Source organism: Streptomyces sp. AMJ-169, assembly GCF_055597585.1.
Genome location: NZ_JBVLTJ010000001.1, coordinates 204659 through 219386 on the forward strand (window position 1 = coordinate 204659; position 14728 = coordinate 219386).

Sequence of the window (14728 nt, forward strand, 5' to 3'; positions counted from 1 at the left end):
GTCCCCGTATGACCGTCACCCACCCCCCGTCGGCAGCCGCTTCGGCAGCCCCTTCGACAGCCGCCGAGCCGCTCCCGTACGACACCCCCCGGCCGCCGCTGCGCCCCTGCCTCACCGAACTGCGCCTCTCCGCGTTCGCGGGGCATCTGCGCGGGGTCTACCCGCTGGGGCCGGTCACGCTCTTCGCCGGGCGCAGCGGGAGCGGGAAGAGCAGCGCGCTGCGGGCGTACGAGGCGCTGGCGCGGCTGGCCGGCGGGGAGCCGCTGCGGGAGGCGTTCCCGGACCCGGCCGGGTGCGTGCCGCGCCGCTCGCGGCCCGACGCGCGCCGGCGGCGGGGGTTTCGGATCGGGTGCACGGCTGACGGGCCCGCGGGGCCGGTGCGGCTCGACGTCGCGGTGCAGGCCGAGCCCCGGCTGCGGGTCGTGGGGGAGCGGCTGAGCACCGGCGGGACGGTCCTGCTGGAGACGGCGCTGCTCGATCCGCGCCGCACGACGCTCGCGGCGACCCTGTACAACGGCGGCGCGTCCGTCGTACGCGGCTCCTTCCCCGACGACCGGCTCGGGACCGCGCTGCTGCCGCTCAGGGTCGGGGGGCGGACCGACGGGCAGCGGACGGTGCTGGCGGCGGCCGAGCAGATGGTCGTCGCGCTGCGGTCGGTCTTCGTCTGTGATCCGCGGCCGGAGCGGATGCGGACGCCCGTGGCGCCCGGCGGGGGGCGGCTCGCGCGGGGCTGCGACAACGTCGCCGACGTCCTGCACCGCACCCGCGCGGAGTGCGCGGTCCGCCACTCCGCCCTGGTCACCGCGGCGCGCGCCGGGTGCGCGGGGACGGTCGCGGAGCTGCGCGCCGAGTCCCTGTACGACGGCCGGCTGCGCGCGGTGCTCGACCGCGGGGACGGTACCGCCACCGCGCTCGGTGATCTCGGGGACGGTGAACTGCGGTATCTGGCGCTCGCGTTGGTGTTGCTGACCGGGCCGGGGGTGCTGGAGATGGACGGGCCAGGGGAGGTGCCGGCGGCGATGTGCGCGCTGACCGTGCTCGCCGACAACTTCGCCCGCGATCTCGATGTGCGGCAGCGGCGGGAACTGCTGGAGCTGGCCGTGCGGATGGGGCGGCGGGGGCATGTGCGGTGTGTGGGGGCGGTGAGCGACGCCTCCTGGGTGGGCGGGGTGAGTGGGGTCACGGTGGTAGATCTGGGGGTGTGACAGCACAGAACGAATCACCTGATGTGTACGAACTCCAGCGGCGGCTGGCCGAGTTCGCCGCGGCGCGGGAGTGGCAGCGGTTTCACACGCCGAAGAACCTCGTCTCCGCGTTGGGGGTGGAGGCGGCTGAACTCATGGAGATCTTCCAGTGGTTGACGCCGGAGGAGTCGGAGGGGGTGATGGGGGATCCTGCGGTGGCGCATCGGGTCAATGACGAGGTGGCCGATGTTCTTGCCTATCTTCTTCAGTTCTGTTCGGTGGTGGGGGTGGATCCGCTGGGGGCGTTGGCGGCGAAGATCGAGCGGAATGAGGGGAGGTTTCCGGTTGCGGGGGGTGGGGCTTCGCCGGGTGTTGAGGGGGGACCGGCGGGTGTGGGGGATGGACCGGCGGGTGTGAGAGGTGGGCTGGAGTGAGGGGGGAGGTGGGTCGGAGTGTGGGGGAGGTGGGCCGGAGTGTGGGGGAGGTGGGCCGGCGGTCGGGAAACGACTTCTGGGAGCGGAAGGGGGCGCAACCGGAACGCGGGTAGACCCGGAGTGATCTCATCCGGTATCGCTCTGAGTAATCGTTCAGCCGTCCGAAACCGATTTGTTGTCCACAGATTTCCGTCTTCCTCTGGCTTTTGGTCTCACATTCCCTCACTCTGGGTAGTGAATAGGGGAGTTAATGGGAGGCGTGCGGAGCGCGTCGGAGACGGACGGGGGTGGCCCATGGAAGCGGTGCGGCTCATCCTGGCGAGCAGGTGGGCTCTGGCGCAGGGTGGTGATCAGGCGCAGGTTCTCGAAGAGGTCTGGCAGGCGCAGGCCCTCGCCCAGGCGATCGGCAGCCGCCTCGCGGTCTCGGGGCCGCCTGAACTGCGGGGTGAGGCGCTGGGGTTGACGGAGTTGGCGGGGCGGGGGTGCGGGGTGCTGGACACGCCGGATCTCGATCCCAAGGATCTGCGGGCGGCTCAGCTCACCGAGTTGGACGACGCGAGGCAGGCGTTGCTCTGTCTCGGGGGGCTGCTCGGGGAGGTCGGGATCACTCTTGTGGGGCTTGCCAGTGCGGCGGCTGATGAGGCGACGTATTGGCAGTGCATGGAGGCCATTGACGCGGCCGATGAGTCCAGGGACCGGGTCATGGAGATGCTGCGCAAGCTTGCGGCTCGGGAGGAGGCTTTGCCGGAGAGGTGAGGGGGGAGGGGGGTGTTGTTTGGGGTGCGGTTCTTTCGGGGGTGGGGTCTCTTCGGGGGTGCGGCTCTTTTTTGGGGCTGTGCTTCTTGGTTGGGGTTGCTCCTGGGGGGCTTGTTCGGGCGGTGCTTCCAGGGGGGCTGGTGCCAGGGGTGGAGTTGGTGGTGGGGAGCCTGGCGGTGGACAGTGCTGGCGGTCTGCGTGGACCGGTGCCTGGAGGTGCGGGTGAGGGTGAGGGGGAGGGTGAGGGTGACGGCAAGGGCGAGGGGTGTCGGGGAAGGTGTCGGGGTCGGTCCGGTGGTTGCCGGTGGGCCGGTGGGCCGGGGAGGCCGGGCCCCGGCATGCTCTCAGTCGGGCTCTTCGAGCATGCGGTGCTTCCTGGGGTTGCCGTCGGGCAGGAGTTGCGCCCGGCCGCCGATGCCCTCAGCTTCCGGTTGGGAGGTAGGGCTGCGCCGGCTGCCGCAGGAGCCTGATGCCCGGCGTCCCCTCCGCCTCGCGGGCGACGGCGCGCACGGCATACCGCTCGCGTCTGCGGGAGGGGCGGCGCAACTTTTCGGGGGGGGCTGCTCCGCTGACCCGGCGTCGGTCAGGCGCACTTGCCCCCGGCCTGATCCGCCGGACCGACATCGACTGAGCCCGCTCCTCTGCCGGACCGGGATTCGCTGGACCGGCGTCGGCCGAGCGCGCCTGTCTTCCAGTGCGGTCCGCAGGACAGGGCCCCGGCCGAGTGCGCCTTCCGGGCCCGATCCGCTTGACCGGCGCGGGCCGGACCCGTTCCGATCCTGGCCCCCAGCCCGATCCGCCGGACTGGCACCGGCCGGGTCTGCCCCCTCCCGAGCCGATTCGCCGAAGCCGACGCCGACCGAGTCCACCCCCTCCGGCCTATCCCGGCCCGATCCGCCGGACCGGCATCAGCCGACCCCCGCCCCCGCCCAGCCCCCTGCCGCCCCGCCGGACCAGCAGCGCCGACCGGCCAGCTCCCCCGCCCCTCCGGACCGGCACCGGCCAAATCCACCCCCTCCAGCCTCCCCCACCCCCCTCCATCCCGATCCGCCCTAGCCGACCCCGCCCTCCTCAACCCCCGCCGGCTGGGCGGAAGTCGTCGGCTGGATGGGCGCTGGCTGAGAGGAAGCCGTCGGCTGGGCAGGCGGCGTCGGTTGAGGGGCAACCGTCGGCCGGGCAGGCGCCGTCGGTTGAAGGGAGGCCGTCGGCTGGATCGGGGCCGTCAGTTGGGAGGAAACCGTCGGCTGGACAGGTGCCGTCGGATCTGTGGAAGCGGTCGATGCAAAGTCTGCGTCCAGTGCGGAGAGATCCGCGTTCAACGCCGCCATCAGCTCCTCCATCTGCTGAAGCAACCCCTTCGGCTGCCCGGTGGAGCTCATGGTTTCCTCGGACATGACGGCCTCCTACGGCCAACCGGCCCCGCTCAAGGAGGGCCGGCACGGCTGACGCGCCGGCAGGTGTGGCGCGGGCGCCGGGCGGTCCGGCTCCGAGGGGCCAACGATCATCGAGAAGGGCGGTCACTGGCCCGCCGCGCCCGGCACCCCGTTTTTCACCCGACAGGGGATCCCCCGGCCCCTCGTGACCAGCGGGGTTGACGTTCGCACACCCGTCCGGGATGCAAGCATGGACCTATGGAACTCCGTATCTTCACCGAGCCCCAGCAGGGCGCGAGCTACGACACCCTCCTCACCGTCGCCAAGGCCACCGAAGAACTCGCCTTCGACGCGTTCTTCCGCTCCGACCACTACCTCAAGATGGGCGGCGCCGACGGCCTCCCCGGCCCCACCGACGCCTGGCTCACCCTCGCCGGACTCGCCCGCGAGACCAAGCGCATCCGCCTCGGCACCCTGATGACCGCGGCCACCTTCCGCCTCCCCGGTGTCCTCGCCATCCAGGTCGCCCAGGTCGACCAGATGTCCGGCGGCCGGGTCGAACTCGGCCTGGGCGCGGGCTGGTTCGAGGAGGAGCACCACGCGTACGGCATCCCCTTCCCGAAGGAGAAGTTCGGCCGCCTGGAGGAGCAGCTGGAGATCGTCACCGGCCTGTGGTCGACCCCGCCCGGCGGGACGTACGACTTCAAGGGCACCCACTACACCCTCACCGACTCGCCCGCGCTGCCCAAGCCGGTCCAGCCGAAGATCCCCGTCCTCATCGGCGGCGGCGGCCCCAAGCGCACCCCGCGTCTGACGGCCCGCTACGCCGACGAGTTCAACATGCCGTTCGCCTCGATCGCCGACACCGAGGCCCAGTTCGCCCGCGTCCGCGCGGCCGTCGCGGAGGCGGGCCGCGCGGCGGACGAACTGACCTACTCCACCGCCCTCGTGGCCTGCGTCGGCAAGAGCGACGAGGAGATCGCCCGCCGCGCCGCCGCGATCGGCCGCGAGGTGGACGAGTTGAAGGCCAACGGCCTCGCCGGCTCCCCGGCGGAGGTCGTCGACAAGATCGGCCGGTACGCCGAGACCGGCGCCACCCGCTTCTACCTCCAGATCCTCGACCTCGCCGACCTGGACCACCTGGAGCTGATCTCCGCCGAGGTGCAGTCCCAACTCGGCTGAGCCCAGGGGTAGTTACCGGGACCTGTGACACGGCTGTGACCGGAGGCGTGGCTTCCGTCACGGTCGTACGGCGCCGTTCCTGGTGAGGTGGGCGGATGCGCCTCCTCCCCGTCCCGGTCCTCGCCGTCGTCCTGCTGACCGCCGCCTGCGGGAACCAGGGGGCGGCCGGGGCGGGGGCGCCGTCTCCCTCGCCCGTCGCCGATCCCGGCATCGACGGCGCCCGGGTCACCTCGGTCACCCACTCGCGGGGGACGTCCGCCGCGTACGAGGTCGTCAACAAGGCCGCCGCGCCCATGAGATACACGTTCCTGGTCGAGTTCACCATGAGCGGCGCGTCGGTGGACCGGCAGGAGGTCGTCGTCGACGTCCCGCCCGGCCGCCCGGTCACCGGGACCGCCCAACTCGACGCCCTGCGAGGCGAGTCGGCCACCACCAAGGTCACCACCAAGGTCACCGCCAAGGTCTCCCGCGTCACCAAAGTCCCCCTCGCCGAGGCCCCCTCCGAGGGCGGCGCCTGTCCGGCCTCCGGGCTGCATGTCTACGCCGACGACGGCGACGCCGCCATGGGGCTGCGGGCCGTCGGCGTCCACCTCGTGAACTGCGGCGACAGGGACTACACGCTCGACGGTTTCCCCCAACTCGCCCTGCTCGACGGCGAGTACGAGCCCATGACCGGCGTCGACGTCCAGACCGGACCCGGCTCTCCCGCCACCGCCGTCGGCCATCCCGCCGAACCTGAGCCGCTCACCCTGGCCCCCGGTGCCGCCGCCGTCTCGGTGATCGTGTGGCGCAACACCACGGAGCTGGGGGAGCCGGCCGTGAACGTGCCCTACGTCCGGATCCGCGCCAAGTCCGGTGCCGCGCCCGTGATGCTCACCCCGCGACTGGACCTCGGCACGACCGGGAAACTGGGCGTCAGCCCCTGGGAGCCGGCCGACCCGAACGCCGGCGCCGAACGGCCCGGACAGCGCCCGCGATGACCAAAGGCGCCGCCCCCGCGATAACCAAAGGCGCCGGTCGCGACAGGTGTGCGAAGGTGATCCGAGATCCTTTGCACCACCTTCGCCCACCCCTTCGTACACGGCCGGAGAGGCCCATGTTCCTGACCGTCACCACCACCGGCACCCCCGAACGCCCCGCGACCGACCTCGGCCATCTGCTGCACAAGCACCCCGGCAAGGCGCAGGCGTTCTCCACCTCCTACGGCACGGCGCACGTCCTCTACCCCGAGGCCGGGCCCGACCGCTGCACGGCGGCGCTGCTGCTGGAGGTCGACGCGGTGGCGCTGGTGCGGCGCGGCAAGGGCAAGGGCCGTGGCGGCGCCCCCGACGCGGCGCTCGCCCAGTACGTCAACGACCGCCCGTACGCGGCCTCTTCGCTCCTCGCGGTCGCCCTCAGCGCCGTCTTCTCCACCGCGATGAAGGGCGTCTGCGCGGCCCGCCCCGAACTCCCCGGCCAGGCCCGGGAGTTGCGCATCGAGGTGCCCGCGCTCCCGGCCCGCGGCGGCCCCGATCTCGTCCGCGCCCTCTTCACCCCCCTCGGCTGGAACGTCACCGCCGAACCGGTCGCGCTCGACGCCGGGTTCCCCGAGTGGGGCGACTCGCGCTACGTCCGACTCACCCTGGAATCCCAGGAGTTGACGCTCGCCGAGGCGCTGCGCCACCTGTACGTGCTGCTGCCGGTCCTGGACGACGCCAAGCACTACTGGGTCGCCGCCGACGAGGTCGACAAGCTGCTGCGCGCCGGGGAGGGCTGGCTGCCCGCGCATCCGGAGCAGAAGCTCATCACCAGCCGCTATCTGTCCCGGCGTTGGTCGCTGACCCGGGAGGCGCAGGAGCGGCTGGAGTTGCAGCGGCTGGCGGAGAGCGACGACAGCGAGGTCGAGGAGATCGACAACGCGGTCGCGGACACCCCGGGCGACGACGCCGAAGCCACCGACGCCCCTGAAGCCGCCAGTACCGAACTCACCGGCGCCCCCGGAGAAGCCGCCGCAACTGAAGCCGCCGGCACCGAAGTTACCGGCACCCCCGCCAAACCCGTCCCCCTAGCCGTACAGCGCCGCGAAGCCATCCTCACCGCCCTCCACACCTCCACCTCCACCCGAGTCCTCGATCTCGGCTGCGGACAGGGCGAGTTGGTGAAGGAACTCCTCAAGGACCCCCGCTTCACCGAGATCGTAGGCCTCGACGTCTCGATGCGCGCCCTCACCATCGCCGCCCGCCGCCTCAAGCTCGACCGCATGGGCGAGCGCCAGGCCTCCCGGGTCAGCCTCCTCCAGGGCTCGCTGACCTACACCGACAACCGGCTCAAGGGCTACGACGCGGCCGTGCTCAGCGAGGTGATCGAACACCTCGACCTGCCCCGGCTGCCCGCCCTGGAGTACGCGGTGTTCGGCGCGGCCCGCCCCCGCACGGTCCTCGTGACCACCCCGAACGTCGAGTACAACGTCCGCTGGGAAACCCTGCCCGCCGGACACGCCCGCCACGGCGACCACCGCTTCGAGTGGACCCGCGAGGAGTTCCGGGACTGGGCGCGCAAGGTGGGCGAACAGTACGGCTACGAAGCCGAGTTCACCCCGGTCGGCCCGGACGACCCCGAGGTCGGACCGCCCACCCAGATGGCGGTCTTCACCCAGCGGCCGGCACAGGAAAAGACCCCGCACACAGCACAGGACAAGAAGGAGGCGCGGGCAGCATGACCGAACAGCAGACAGCACAGCCCCCCAAGCCCCGCGAACTCCCCGTCACCGACCTCTCCCTGGTCGTCCTCATCGGCGCCTCCGGCTCCGGCAAGTCCACCTTCGCCAGGCGCCACTTCAAGCCCACCGAGGTCATCTCCTCCGACTTCTGCCGGGGCCTGGTCTCCGACGACGAGAACGACCAGAGCGCGACCCGGGACGCCTTCGACGTCCTGCACTACATCGCCGGCAAGCGCCTCGCCGCCGGCCGCCGCACGGTCGTCGACGCCACCAGCGTCCAGCCCGAGGCCCGCCGTCAACTGGTCGAGCTGGCGCGGCAGTTCGACGTGCTGCCGATCGCGATCGTGCTGGACGTGCCCGAGGAGGTGTGCGCGGCGCGCAACGCGGACCGCGCCGACCGGGCCGATATGCCGCGCCGGGTCGTCAGGCGGCACGTCGGTGAACTCCGACGCTCCCTGCGGCACTTGGAGCGCGAGGGGTTCCGCAAGGTGCACGTGCTGCGCGGTGAGGCTGAGATCGAGGCCGCGAGCGTCCGCACCGAGAAGCGGTTCAACGACCTCACCCACCTCACCGGACCGTTCGACATCATCGGCGACATCCACGGCTGCGCGAGCGAACTCGAAACGCTGCTGGGCGAGTTGGGGTACGCCGACGGCGTCCACCCGCAGGGCCGCACCGCCGTCTTCGTCGGGGACCTCGTCGACCGGGGCCCGGACAGCCCCGGTGTGCTGCGCCGCGTGATGGCCATGGTGAAGTCGGGCGCCGCGCTGTGCGTGCCCGGCAACCACGAGAACAAGTACGGGCGGCACCTGAAGGGCCGCAAGGTCCAGCACACCCACGGACTCGCCGAGACCGTCGAGCAGATGGCGGGGGAGAGCGAGGAATTCCGGTCCGAGGTAAGGGAGTTCATCGACGGGCTCGTCAGCCACTACGTCCTCGACGGCGGGAAGCTCGTCGTCTGCCACGCCGGACTGCCCGAGCGCTACCACGGCCGCACCTCAGGACGGGTCCGCTCGCACGCCCTGTACGGCGAGACCACCGGTGAGACCGACGAGTTCGGGCTGCCGGTGCGGTATCCGTGGGCGGAGGAGTACCGGGGCCGCGCGGCCGTCGTGTACGGGCACACGCCGGTTCCAGAAGCCAGCTGGCTGAACAACACCATCTGCCTCGACACCGGCGCGGTCTTCGGCGGCAAGCTGACCGCGCTGCGCTGGCCGGAGCGGGAGCTGGTCGGCGTACCGGCCGAGCGGGTCTGGTACGAGCCGGCCCGGCCGCTGCACTCCGCCGCGCCCGGCGGCCAGGACGGCCGGCCGCTGGACCTGGCCGACGTGCACGGCCGCAGGGCCGTCAGCACCCGGTACGAGGGCGCCGCGCGGATCTCGGTGCGGGAGGAGAACGCGGCGGCGGCCCTGGAGGTCATGAGCCGGTTCGCGATCGACCCGAGGCTGCTGCCGTACCTGCCGCCGACCATGGCGCCCACGGCAACTTCCCAGCAGGACGGCTATCTTGAGCACCCGTTGGAGGCGTTCGCGCAGTACGCCGAGGACGGGGTCGCGCGGGTCGTGTGCGAGGAGAAGCACATGGGCTCGCGGGCCGTGGCCCTGGTGTGCCGGGACGCGGCGGCGGCGCGCGAGAGGTTCGGCGTCGAAGGGCCCACGGGCTCGCTCTACACCCGCACCGGACGCCCCTTCTTCGACGACCTGACGGTCACCGAAGAGATCCTGGGCCGGGTCCGCGCAGCCGCCGACGCGGCCGGGCTGTGGGACGAACTCGCCACCGACTGGCTGCTGTTGGACGCCGAACTGCTGCCCTGGTCGCTCAAGGCGGCCGGGCTGCTGCGCAGTCAGTACGCGGCGGTCGGCGCGGCCTCCGGCGCGGTGTTCCCCGGCGCCCTCGACGCGCTCGCCAAGGCAGCCGAACGCGGCGTGGAAGTCGGCGAGTTGCTGACCCGGCAGCGCGAACGCGCCCAGGACGCCGCCGCGTTCACCGAGGCGTACCGCCGCTACTGCTGGCCGACCGAGGGCCTGGACGGCGTACGCCTGGCGCCCTTCCAGCTGCTCGCCGTCCAGGGGCGCAGCCTCGCCGGGCTGCCGCACGACGACCAACTAGCCCTGCTCGACCGGCTGGTGGAGCACGACCCGACAGGGCTGCTGCACACCACGCGGCGGCTCCACGTCGACACCGGCGACCCCGAGTCCGTGCGGGCCGGCGTCGACTGGTGGCTGGAGCTGACCGGGCGCGGCGGTGAGGGCATGGTCGTCAAACCGCTCGGCGCGCTCGTGCGCGGGGCGGACGGGCGGCTGGTGCAGCCCGGGGTGAAGTGCCGGGGGCGGGAGTATCTGCGGATCGTCTACGGTCCGGAGTACACCCGGCCGGAGCACCTGGCGAAGCTGCGCCACCGGTCGCTGCACCACAAGCGGTCGCTGGCCCTGCGCGAGTACGTCCTCGGCCTGGAGGCCCTGGACCGGCTGGCCGAGGGCGAGCCGCTGTGGCGGGTGCACGAGGCGGTGTTCGGGGTGCTGGCCCTGGAGTCGGAGCCGGTGGACCCGCGCCTCTAGTTCCCCTTTGCCGGAATCGGGGGCCAAGCTTTCATGATCTTGGCCCCCGGAAACCGGGTGAACCGCCGCTTCTGCGGTCAGGATGGAGGCATGGGATTCCACGTCGACTCCGAGGCCGGGCGGCTGCGCCGCGTCATCCTGCACCGGCCGGACCTAGAGCTCAAAAGGCTCACCCCCAGCAACAAGGACGCCCTCCTCTTCGACGACCTGCTCTGGGTGCGCCGGGCGCGCGCCGAGCACGACGGTTTCGCGGACGTCCTGCGCGACCGGGGCGTCGCCGTCCACCTCTTCGGCGATCTGCTCACCGAGGCCCTGGAGATCCCGGTGGCCCGCTCCCTCGTCCTGGACCGCGTCTTCGACGAGAAGGAGTACGGCGTCCTCGCCACCGACCACCTCAGAGCCGCGTTCGAGAACCTGCCCTCGCCGCAGCTCGCCGAAGCCCTGGTCGGCGGCATGACCAAGCGCGAGTTCCTGGAGGCGCACCCGGAGCCCACCTCCGTCCGCTTCCACGTCATGGACCTCGACGACTTCCTCCTGGCCCCGCTCCCCAACCACCTCTTCACCCGCGACACCTCCGCCTGGATCTACGACGGCGTCGCCGTCAACGCCATGCGCTGGCCCGCCCGCCAGCGCGAGACGATCCACTTCGAGGCGATCTACCGCCACCACCCCCTCTTCCGCGACGAGCGCTTCCGCGTCTGGTCGGAGGGCCAGGCCGACTACCCGTCCACGATCGAGGGCGGTGACGTGCTGGTCATCGGCAACGGCGCGGTCCTGATCGGCATGAGCGAGCGCACCACCCCGCAGGCCGTCGAGATGCTCGCGCACAAGCTCTTCGCGGCCGGCTCCGCCGAGACGATCGTGGCCCTCGACCTGCCCAAGCGGCGGGCCTTCATGCACCTCGACACCGTGATGACGATGGTCGACGGCGACACCTTCACCCAGTACGCCGGCCTCGGCATGCTCCGCTCGTACACCATCGAACCGGGCGTCGCCGACAAGGAGTTGAAGGTCACCGACCATCCGCCGGAGCACATGCACCGCGCGATCGCCGCCGCCCTCGGGCTCAGCGAGATCCGGGTGCTGACCGCGACGCAGGACGTCCACGCCGCCGAGCGGGAGCAGTGGGACGACGGCTGCAACGTGCTCGCCGTCGAGCCCGGCGTGGTCGTCGCCTATGAGCGCAACGCCACCACCAACACCTATCTGCGCCGGCAGGGCGTCGAGGTCATCGAGATCCCGGGCAGCGAGCTGGGGCGGGGGAGGGGCGGGCCGCGCTGCATGAGCTGTCCGGTGCAGCGGGACGCCGTGTAGCCGGACCCGGGGTCGCACATAGGGCCGTATATAAATTCTGAGAGTCGTATAGACTTCCAAGGGTCCTTGTGTTCACGTACCCCTGGAGCGCCCCCATGGCGACAGTCCCGACCGCCCTCGCCGGCCGCCACTTCCTCAAGGAGCTGGACTTCAGCGCCGAGGAGCTGCGCGGTCTGCTCGGGCTGGCCGCCGAGCTGAAGGCCGCGAAGAAGGCGGGTACGGAGACACGGCACCTGGCGGGCAAGAACCTGGCGCTGATCTTCGAGAAGACCTCGACGCGCACCCGCTGCGCGTTCGAGGTCGCCGCCGCCGACCAGGGCGCCTCGACGACGTACCTCGACCCGTCGGGCTCGCAGCTCGGGCACAAGGAGTCCGTGAAGGACACCGCGCGCGTGCTCGGGCGGATGTACGACGGGATCGAGTACCGGGGCGACAGCCAGGCCAAGGTCGAGGAGATGGCCGTCCACGCGGGCGTGCCCGTCTTCAACGGGCTCACCGACGACTGGCACCCGACGCAGATGCTCGCCGACCTGCTCACCATGACCGAGCACTGCGCGAAGCCGCTGACCGGGATCTCCTTCGCCTACCTCGGCGACGCCCGCTTCAACATGGGCAACTCCTACCTGGTCACGGCCGCGCTGCTCGGCATGGACGTACGGATCGTCGCGCCCGAGCGGTACTGGCCGGCCCCGGAGATCGTCGGCCGGGCCCGGGAACTCGCCGTCCGCAGCGGCGCCCGGATCACGCTCACGGAGGATCTCGCCGAGGGCGTCGCGGGCGTGGACTTCGTCGCGACCGACGTCTGGGTCTCCATGGGCGAGCCCAAGGAGGTGTGGGCCGAGCGGATCGCCGCGCTCGCGCCGTACGCCGTGACCATGGACGTCCTGCGCGCCACCGGCAACCCGGACGTCAAGTTCCTGCACTGCCTGCCCGCCTTCCACGACCTGGGCACCAAGGTCGGCCAGGAGATCTTCGAGACGTACGGTCTCGCGTCGCTCGAAGTCACCGACGAGGTCTTCGAGTCGGCCCACTCGGTCGTCTTCGACGAGGCGGAGAACCGGCTGCACACGATCAAGGCGGTGCTGGTCGCGACGATGGCCTGAGCCACAGGAAAGCAGGGCCGGCCCGCGGAGACGGGCCGGATGAGCAACACCAGAAACGAGCACCACCCGCATGTCCCGCATCAAGTCCCCGGCTCTCCTGGTCGCCGAATCCGGCGCCGACCGGGCCGGTCACGGTCTCAGAAGGACCATGGGCCGCTTCCAGCTGATCTGCTTCGGCGTCGGCGCGATCGTCGGCACCGGCATCTTCGTCGGCCTCTCCGACTCCGTCGCCCAGGCCGGCCCCGCCGTCGTCGTCTCCTTCGTCCTCGCCGCCGTGACCTGCGCCGTCACCGCGCTCGCCTTCGCCGAGCTGGGCGGCGCGATCCCGGTCTCCGGGTCGTCGTACTCCTTCGCCTACGCGAGCCTCGGCGAGACGCCCGCGTTCCTCGTCGGGTGGTGTCTGCTGCTGGAGTACGGGATCTCCGTGTCGGCGGTCGCGGTCGGCTGGAGCCAGTACGTCAACGAGCTGCTGGACAGCGTCGTCGGACACCAGCTGCCGCACATGCTGTCGGCGGGGCCCGCCGACGGGGGCGTCGTCAATCTGCCGGCCGTGCTCGTCATCGCGATGGCGGCGGCGCTGCTGGTGCGCGGGGTGCGGGAGAGCGCGACGGCGACGGCGGCCATGGCGGTGCTGAAGATCGCGATCCTGGTGGCGTTCTGCGTGATCGGGTTCAGCGCGTTCCGCGACGGCAACCTCACCCCCTTCGCGCCGGCCGGGCTCGGCGGGATCGGCGCCGGGACGACGGCCGCGTTCTTCTCGTACATCGGCTTCGACGCGATCACGACGGCCGGCGAGGAGGCCAAGAACCCGCGCCGGGACATCCCCGTCGCCATCATGGTCTGCCTCGGCGTGGTCACACTGCTGTACTGCGCGGTCGCGCTCGCGGCGATCGGGGCCGTCGGCGCGGACCAGGTCGGCGGGCGGCCGGCGGCGCTGTCGTACGTGGTGAACGCGGTGACGGGGTCGGCGGTCGGCGGCGGGATCGTCGCGTTCGGGGCGGTCGTCGCCATCGCGTCGGTCGTCCTCGCCGTCACCTACGGCCAGACCCGCATCCTCATGTCCATGTCCCGCGACGGGCTGATCCCGGCCGTCTTCGGGAAGGTCTCGCCGCGTACGTCGACCCCGGTGGCCGGTACGGTCATCGTCGCCGCCGTCTTCGCGGTCCCGGCCGCCTTCGCCTCGCTCGACGTGGTCATGAACCTGTGCACCATCGGCACCCTCGCGATCATGGCCGTCGTCAACGTCTCGGTGATCGCCCTGCGCCGCCGCGAACCGGAGCTGGCCCGCACCTTCCGCGTCCCGCTGTTCCCCGCGCTGCCGCTGCTGGGCATCGGGTTCTGCCTGTATCTGATGTACGAGACCGGGTTCGCGACGTGGGTCCAGTTCGCCGCCTTCCTGGCCGCCGGGCTCGCGCTGTACGCCGGGTACGGGCGCCGGGGCTCGCGGCTCGCGGCGGCGGAGGCTACGCAGGCCGCCAGTGCGGCGGAACCGCTGCGAGTCTGAACCACACCGCCTTGCCGGTCTCGGTGAGGCGGTGCCCGCAGGACGAGCTGAGCGCGCGGATCAGCAGCAGCCCGCGGCCGTGCTCCTGCCAGGGGTCGGGCGCCTTGCCCAGGGGCCGGGTCAGCTCGCCGGGCGGCGCCGGGTCCGGATCGTGCACCTCGACCTGGCAGCCGGTCGGCAGCAGCCGTACGACCAGCTCTATCGGGTCCTCGCCGGCCGTGTGCTCGACGGCGTTCGCGACCAGCTCGGCCGTCAGCAGCTCCGCGGTGTCGCTGTCCGCGCCGTGCTCGACCTCCGCCAGCGCGGTCCGGACCAGGGCACGGGCCACCGGGACGGCGGCGGCTGAGTGCGGCAGCGCGATGCGCCAGGAGGCGGAGGCCGGTCGTTCGTGCAAGGTGAGTCCGTTCTGGGCGCAGGTTCCCGTGTTCGACATCAGGCAGTCCTGCTTTCAACTTTCTGGAATGGTACGGCGGCCTCCGGCTCAGACGCACCAGGGGCGCCGTGCGGGATCTCCGGTCCCGCCACCGAGGGCTTACCCGTTCCAACGGCCCCACCCGACCCGCCCGTTCCGTTGTTACCGCGTTATTGACGGGCGGTGACGATGCCGTCGACCGGCGTATGC

12 protein-coding genes are annotated in these 14728 nt (G+C 71.8%); 10 read left to right on the forward strand and 2 right to left on the reverse strand.

Annotation, left to right across the window (positions count from 1 at the left end; all coding sequences use genetic code 11):
• The first annotated feature begins 8 nt into the window (after positions 1-8).
• The 3 genes from ACYUD3_RS00845 to ACYUD3_RS00855 all read left to right on the forward strand — a co-directional run bounded on the left by ACYUD3_RS00845 (position 9) and on the right by ACYUD3_RS00855 (position 2374).
• Complete coding sequence (locus ACYUD3_RS00845) at positions 9-1205, forward strand: AAA family ATPase (protein ID WP_470961821.1); 1197 nt, start codon at positions 9-11, stop codon at positions 1203-1205.
• Positions 1202-1618 carry a nucleotide pyrophosphohydrolase gene (locus ACYUD3_RS00850; protein ID WP_470961824.1) on the forward strand — a complete coding sequence of 139 codons (417 nt, stop codon included), beginning with the start codon at positions 1202-1204 and terminating at the stop codon, positions 1616-1618. Before ACYUD3_RS00845 ends, ACYUD3_RS00850 begins: the two co-directional genes overlap by 4 nt.
• 294 nt (positions 1619-1912) lie before the next feature.
• A complete protein-coding gene (locus ACYUD3_RS00855) occupies positions 1913-2374 on the forward strand; it encodes a DUF6099 family protein (RefSeq protein WP_470961827.1) in 462 nt (153 codons plus the stop codon).
• Between the two features lie 1052 nt (positions 2375-3426).
• Here ACYUD3_RS00855 and ACYUD3_RS00860 read toward each other — a convergent pair.
• Positions 3427-3768: a hypothetical protein gene (locus ACYUD3_RS00860; RefSeq protein ID WP_470963990.1), complete on the reverse strand. Its 342-nt coding sequence runs from the start codon at positions 3766-3768 to the stop codon at positions 3427-3429.
• A gap of 237 nt (positions 3769-4005) precedes the next feature.
• Between ACYUD3_RS00860 and ACYUD3_RS00865 the strand changes: the two genes are divergently transcribed.
• The 7 genes from ACYUD3_RS00865 to ACYUD3_RS00895 all read left to right on the forward strand — a co-directional run bounded on the left by ACYUD3_RS00865 (position 4006) and on the right by ACYUD3_RS00895 (position 14106).
• On the forward strand, positions 4006-4929 hold the full coding sequence (locus ACYUD3_RS00865; protein WP_470961830.1) for an LLM class F420-dependent oxidoreductase: 924 nt from the start codon (positions 4006-4008) through the stop codon (positions 4927-4929).
• 95 nt (positions 4930-5024) lie between these two features.
• Positions 5025-5909, forward strand: coding sequence for a DUF4232 domain-containing protein (locus ACYUD3_RS00870; RefSeq protein ID WP_470961833.1), 885 nt, complete (start codon positions 5025-5027; stop codon positions 5907-5909).
• 116 nt (positions 5910-6025) lie between these two features.
• Positions 6026-7627, forward strand: a complete 1602-nt coding sequence (locus ACYUD3_RS00875; protein WP_470961836.1) for a 3' terminal RNA ribose 2'-O-methyltransferase Hen1 — start codon at positions 6026-6028, stop codon at positions 7625-7627.
• Entirely contained in the window at positions 7624-10185 is a 2562-nt protein-coding gene (locus ACYUD3_RS00880; protein WP_470961839.1) for a polynucleotide kinase-phosphatase, read from the forward strand. Before ACYUD3_RS00875 ends, ACYUD3_RS00880 begins: the two co-directional genes overlap by 4 nt.
• A gap of 90 nt (positions 10186-10275) precedes the next feature.
• Positions 10276-11499 (forward strand): arginine deiminase, encoded by a 1224-nt coding sequence (locus ACYUD3_RS00885; protein ID WP_470961842.1) that lies wholly within the window; start codon positions 10276-10278, stop codon positions 11497-11499.
• A 95-nt stretch (positions 11500-11594) separates the two neighbouring features.
• Complete coding sequence (gene argF, locus ACYUD3_RS00890; RefSeq protein WP_470961845.1) at positions 11595-12602, forward strand: ornithine carbamoyltransferase; 1008 nt, start codon at positions 11595-11597, stop codon at positions 12600-12602.
• A gap of 70 nt (positions 12603-12672) precedes the next feature.
• Complete coding sequence (locus tag ACYUD3_RS00895) at positions 12673-14106, forward strand: amino acid permease (RefSeq protein WP_470961848.1); 1434 nt, start codon at positions 12673-12675, stop codon at positions 14104-14106.
• Here ACYUD3_RS00895 and ACYUD3_RS00900 read toward each other — a convergent pair.
• On the reverse strand, positions 14066-14539 hold the full coding sequence (locus ACYUD3_RS00900) for an ATP-binding protein (RefSeq protein ID WP_470961851.1): 474 nt from the start codon (positions 14537-14539) through the stop codon (positions 14066-14068). The genes ACYUD3_RS00895 and ACYUD3_RS00900 overlap by 41 nt on opposite strands.
• Between the last annotated feature and the right edge of the window lie 189 nt (positions 14540-14728).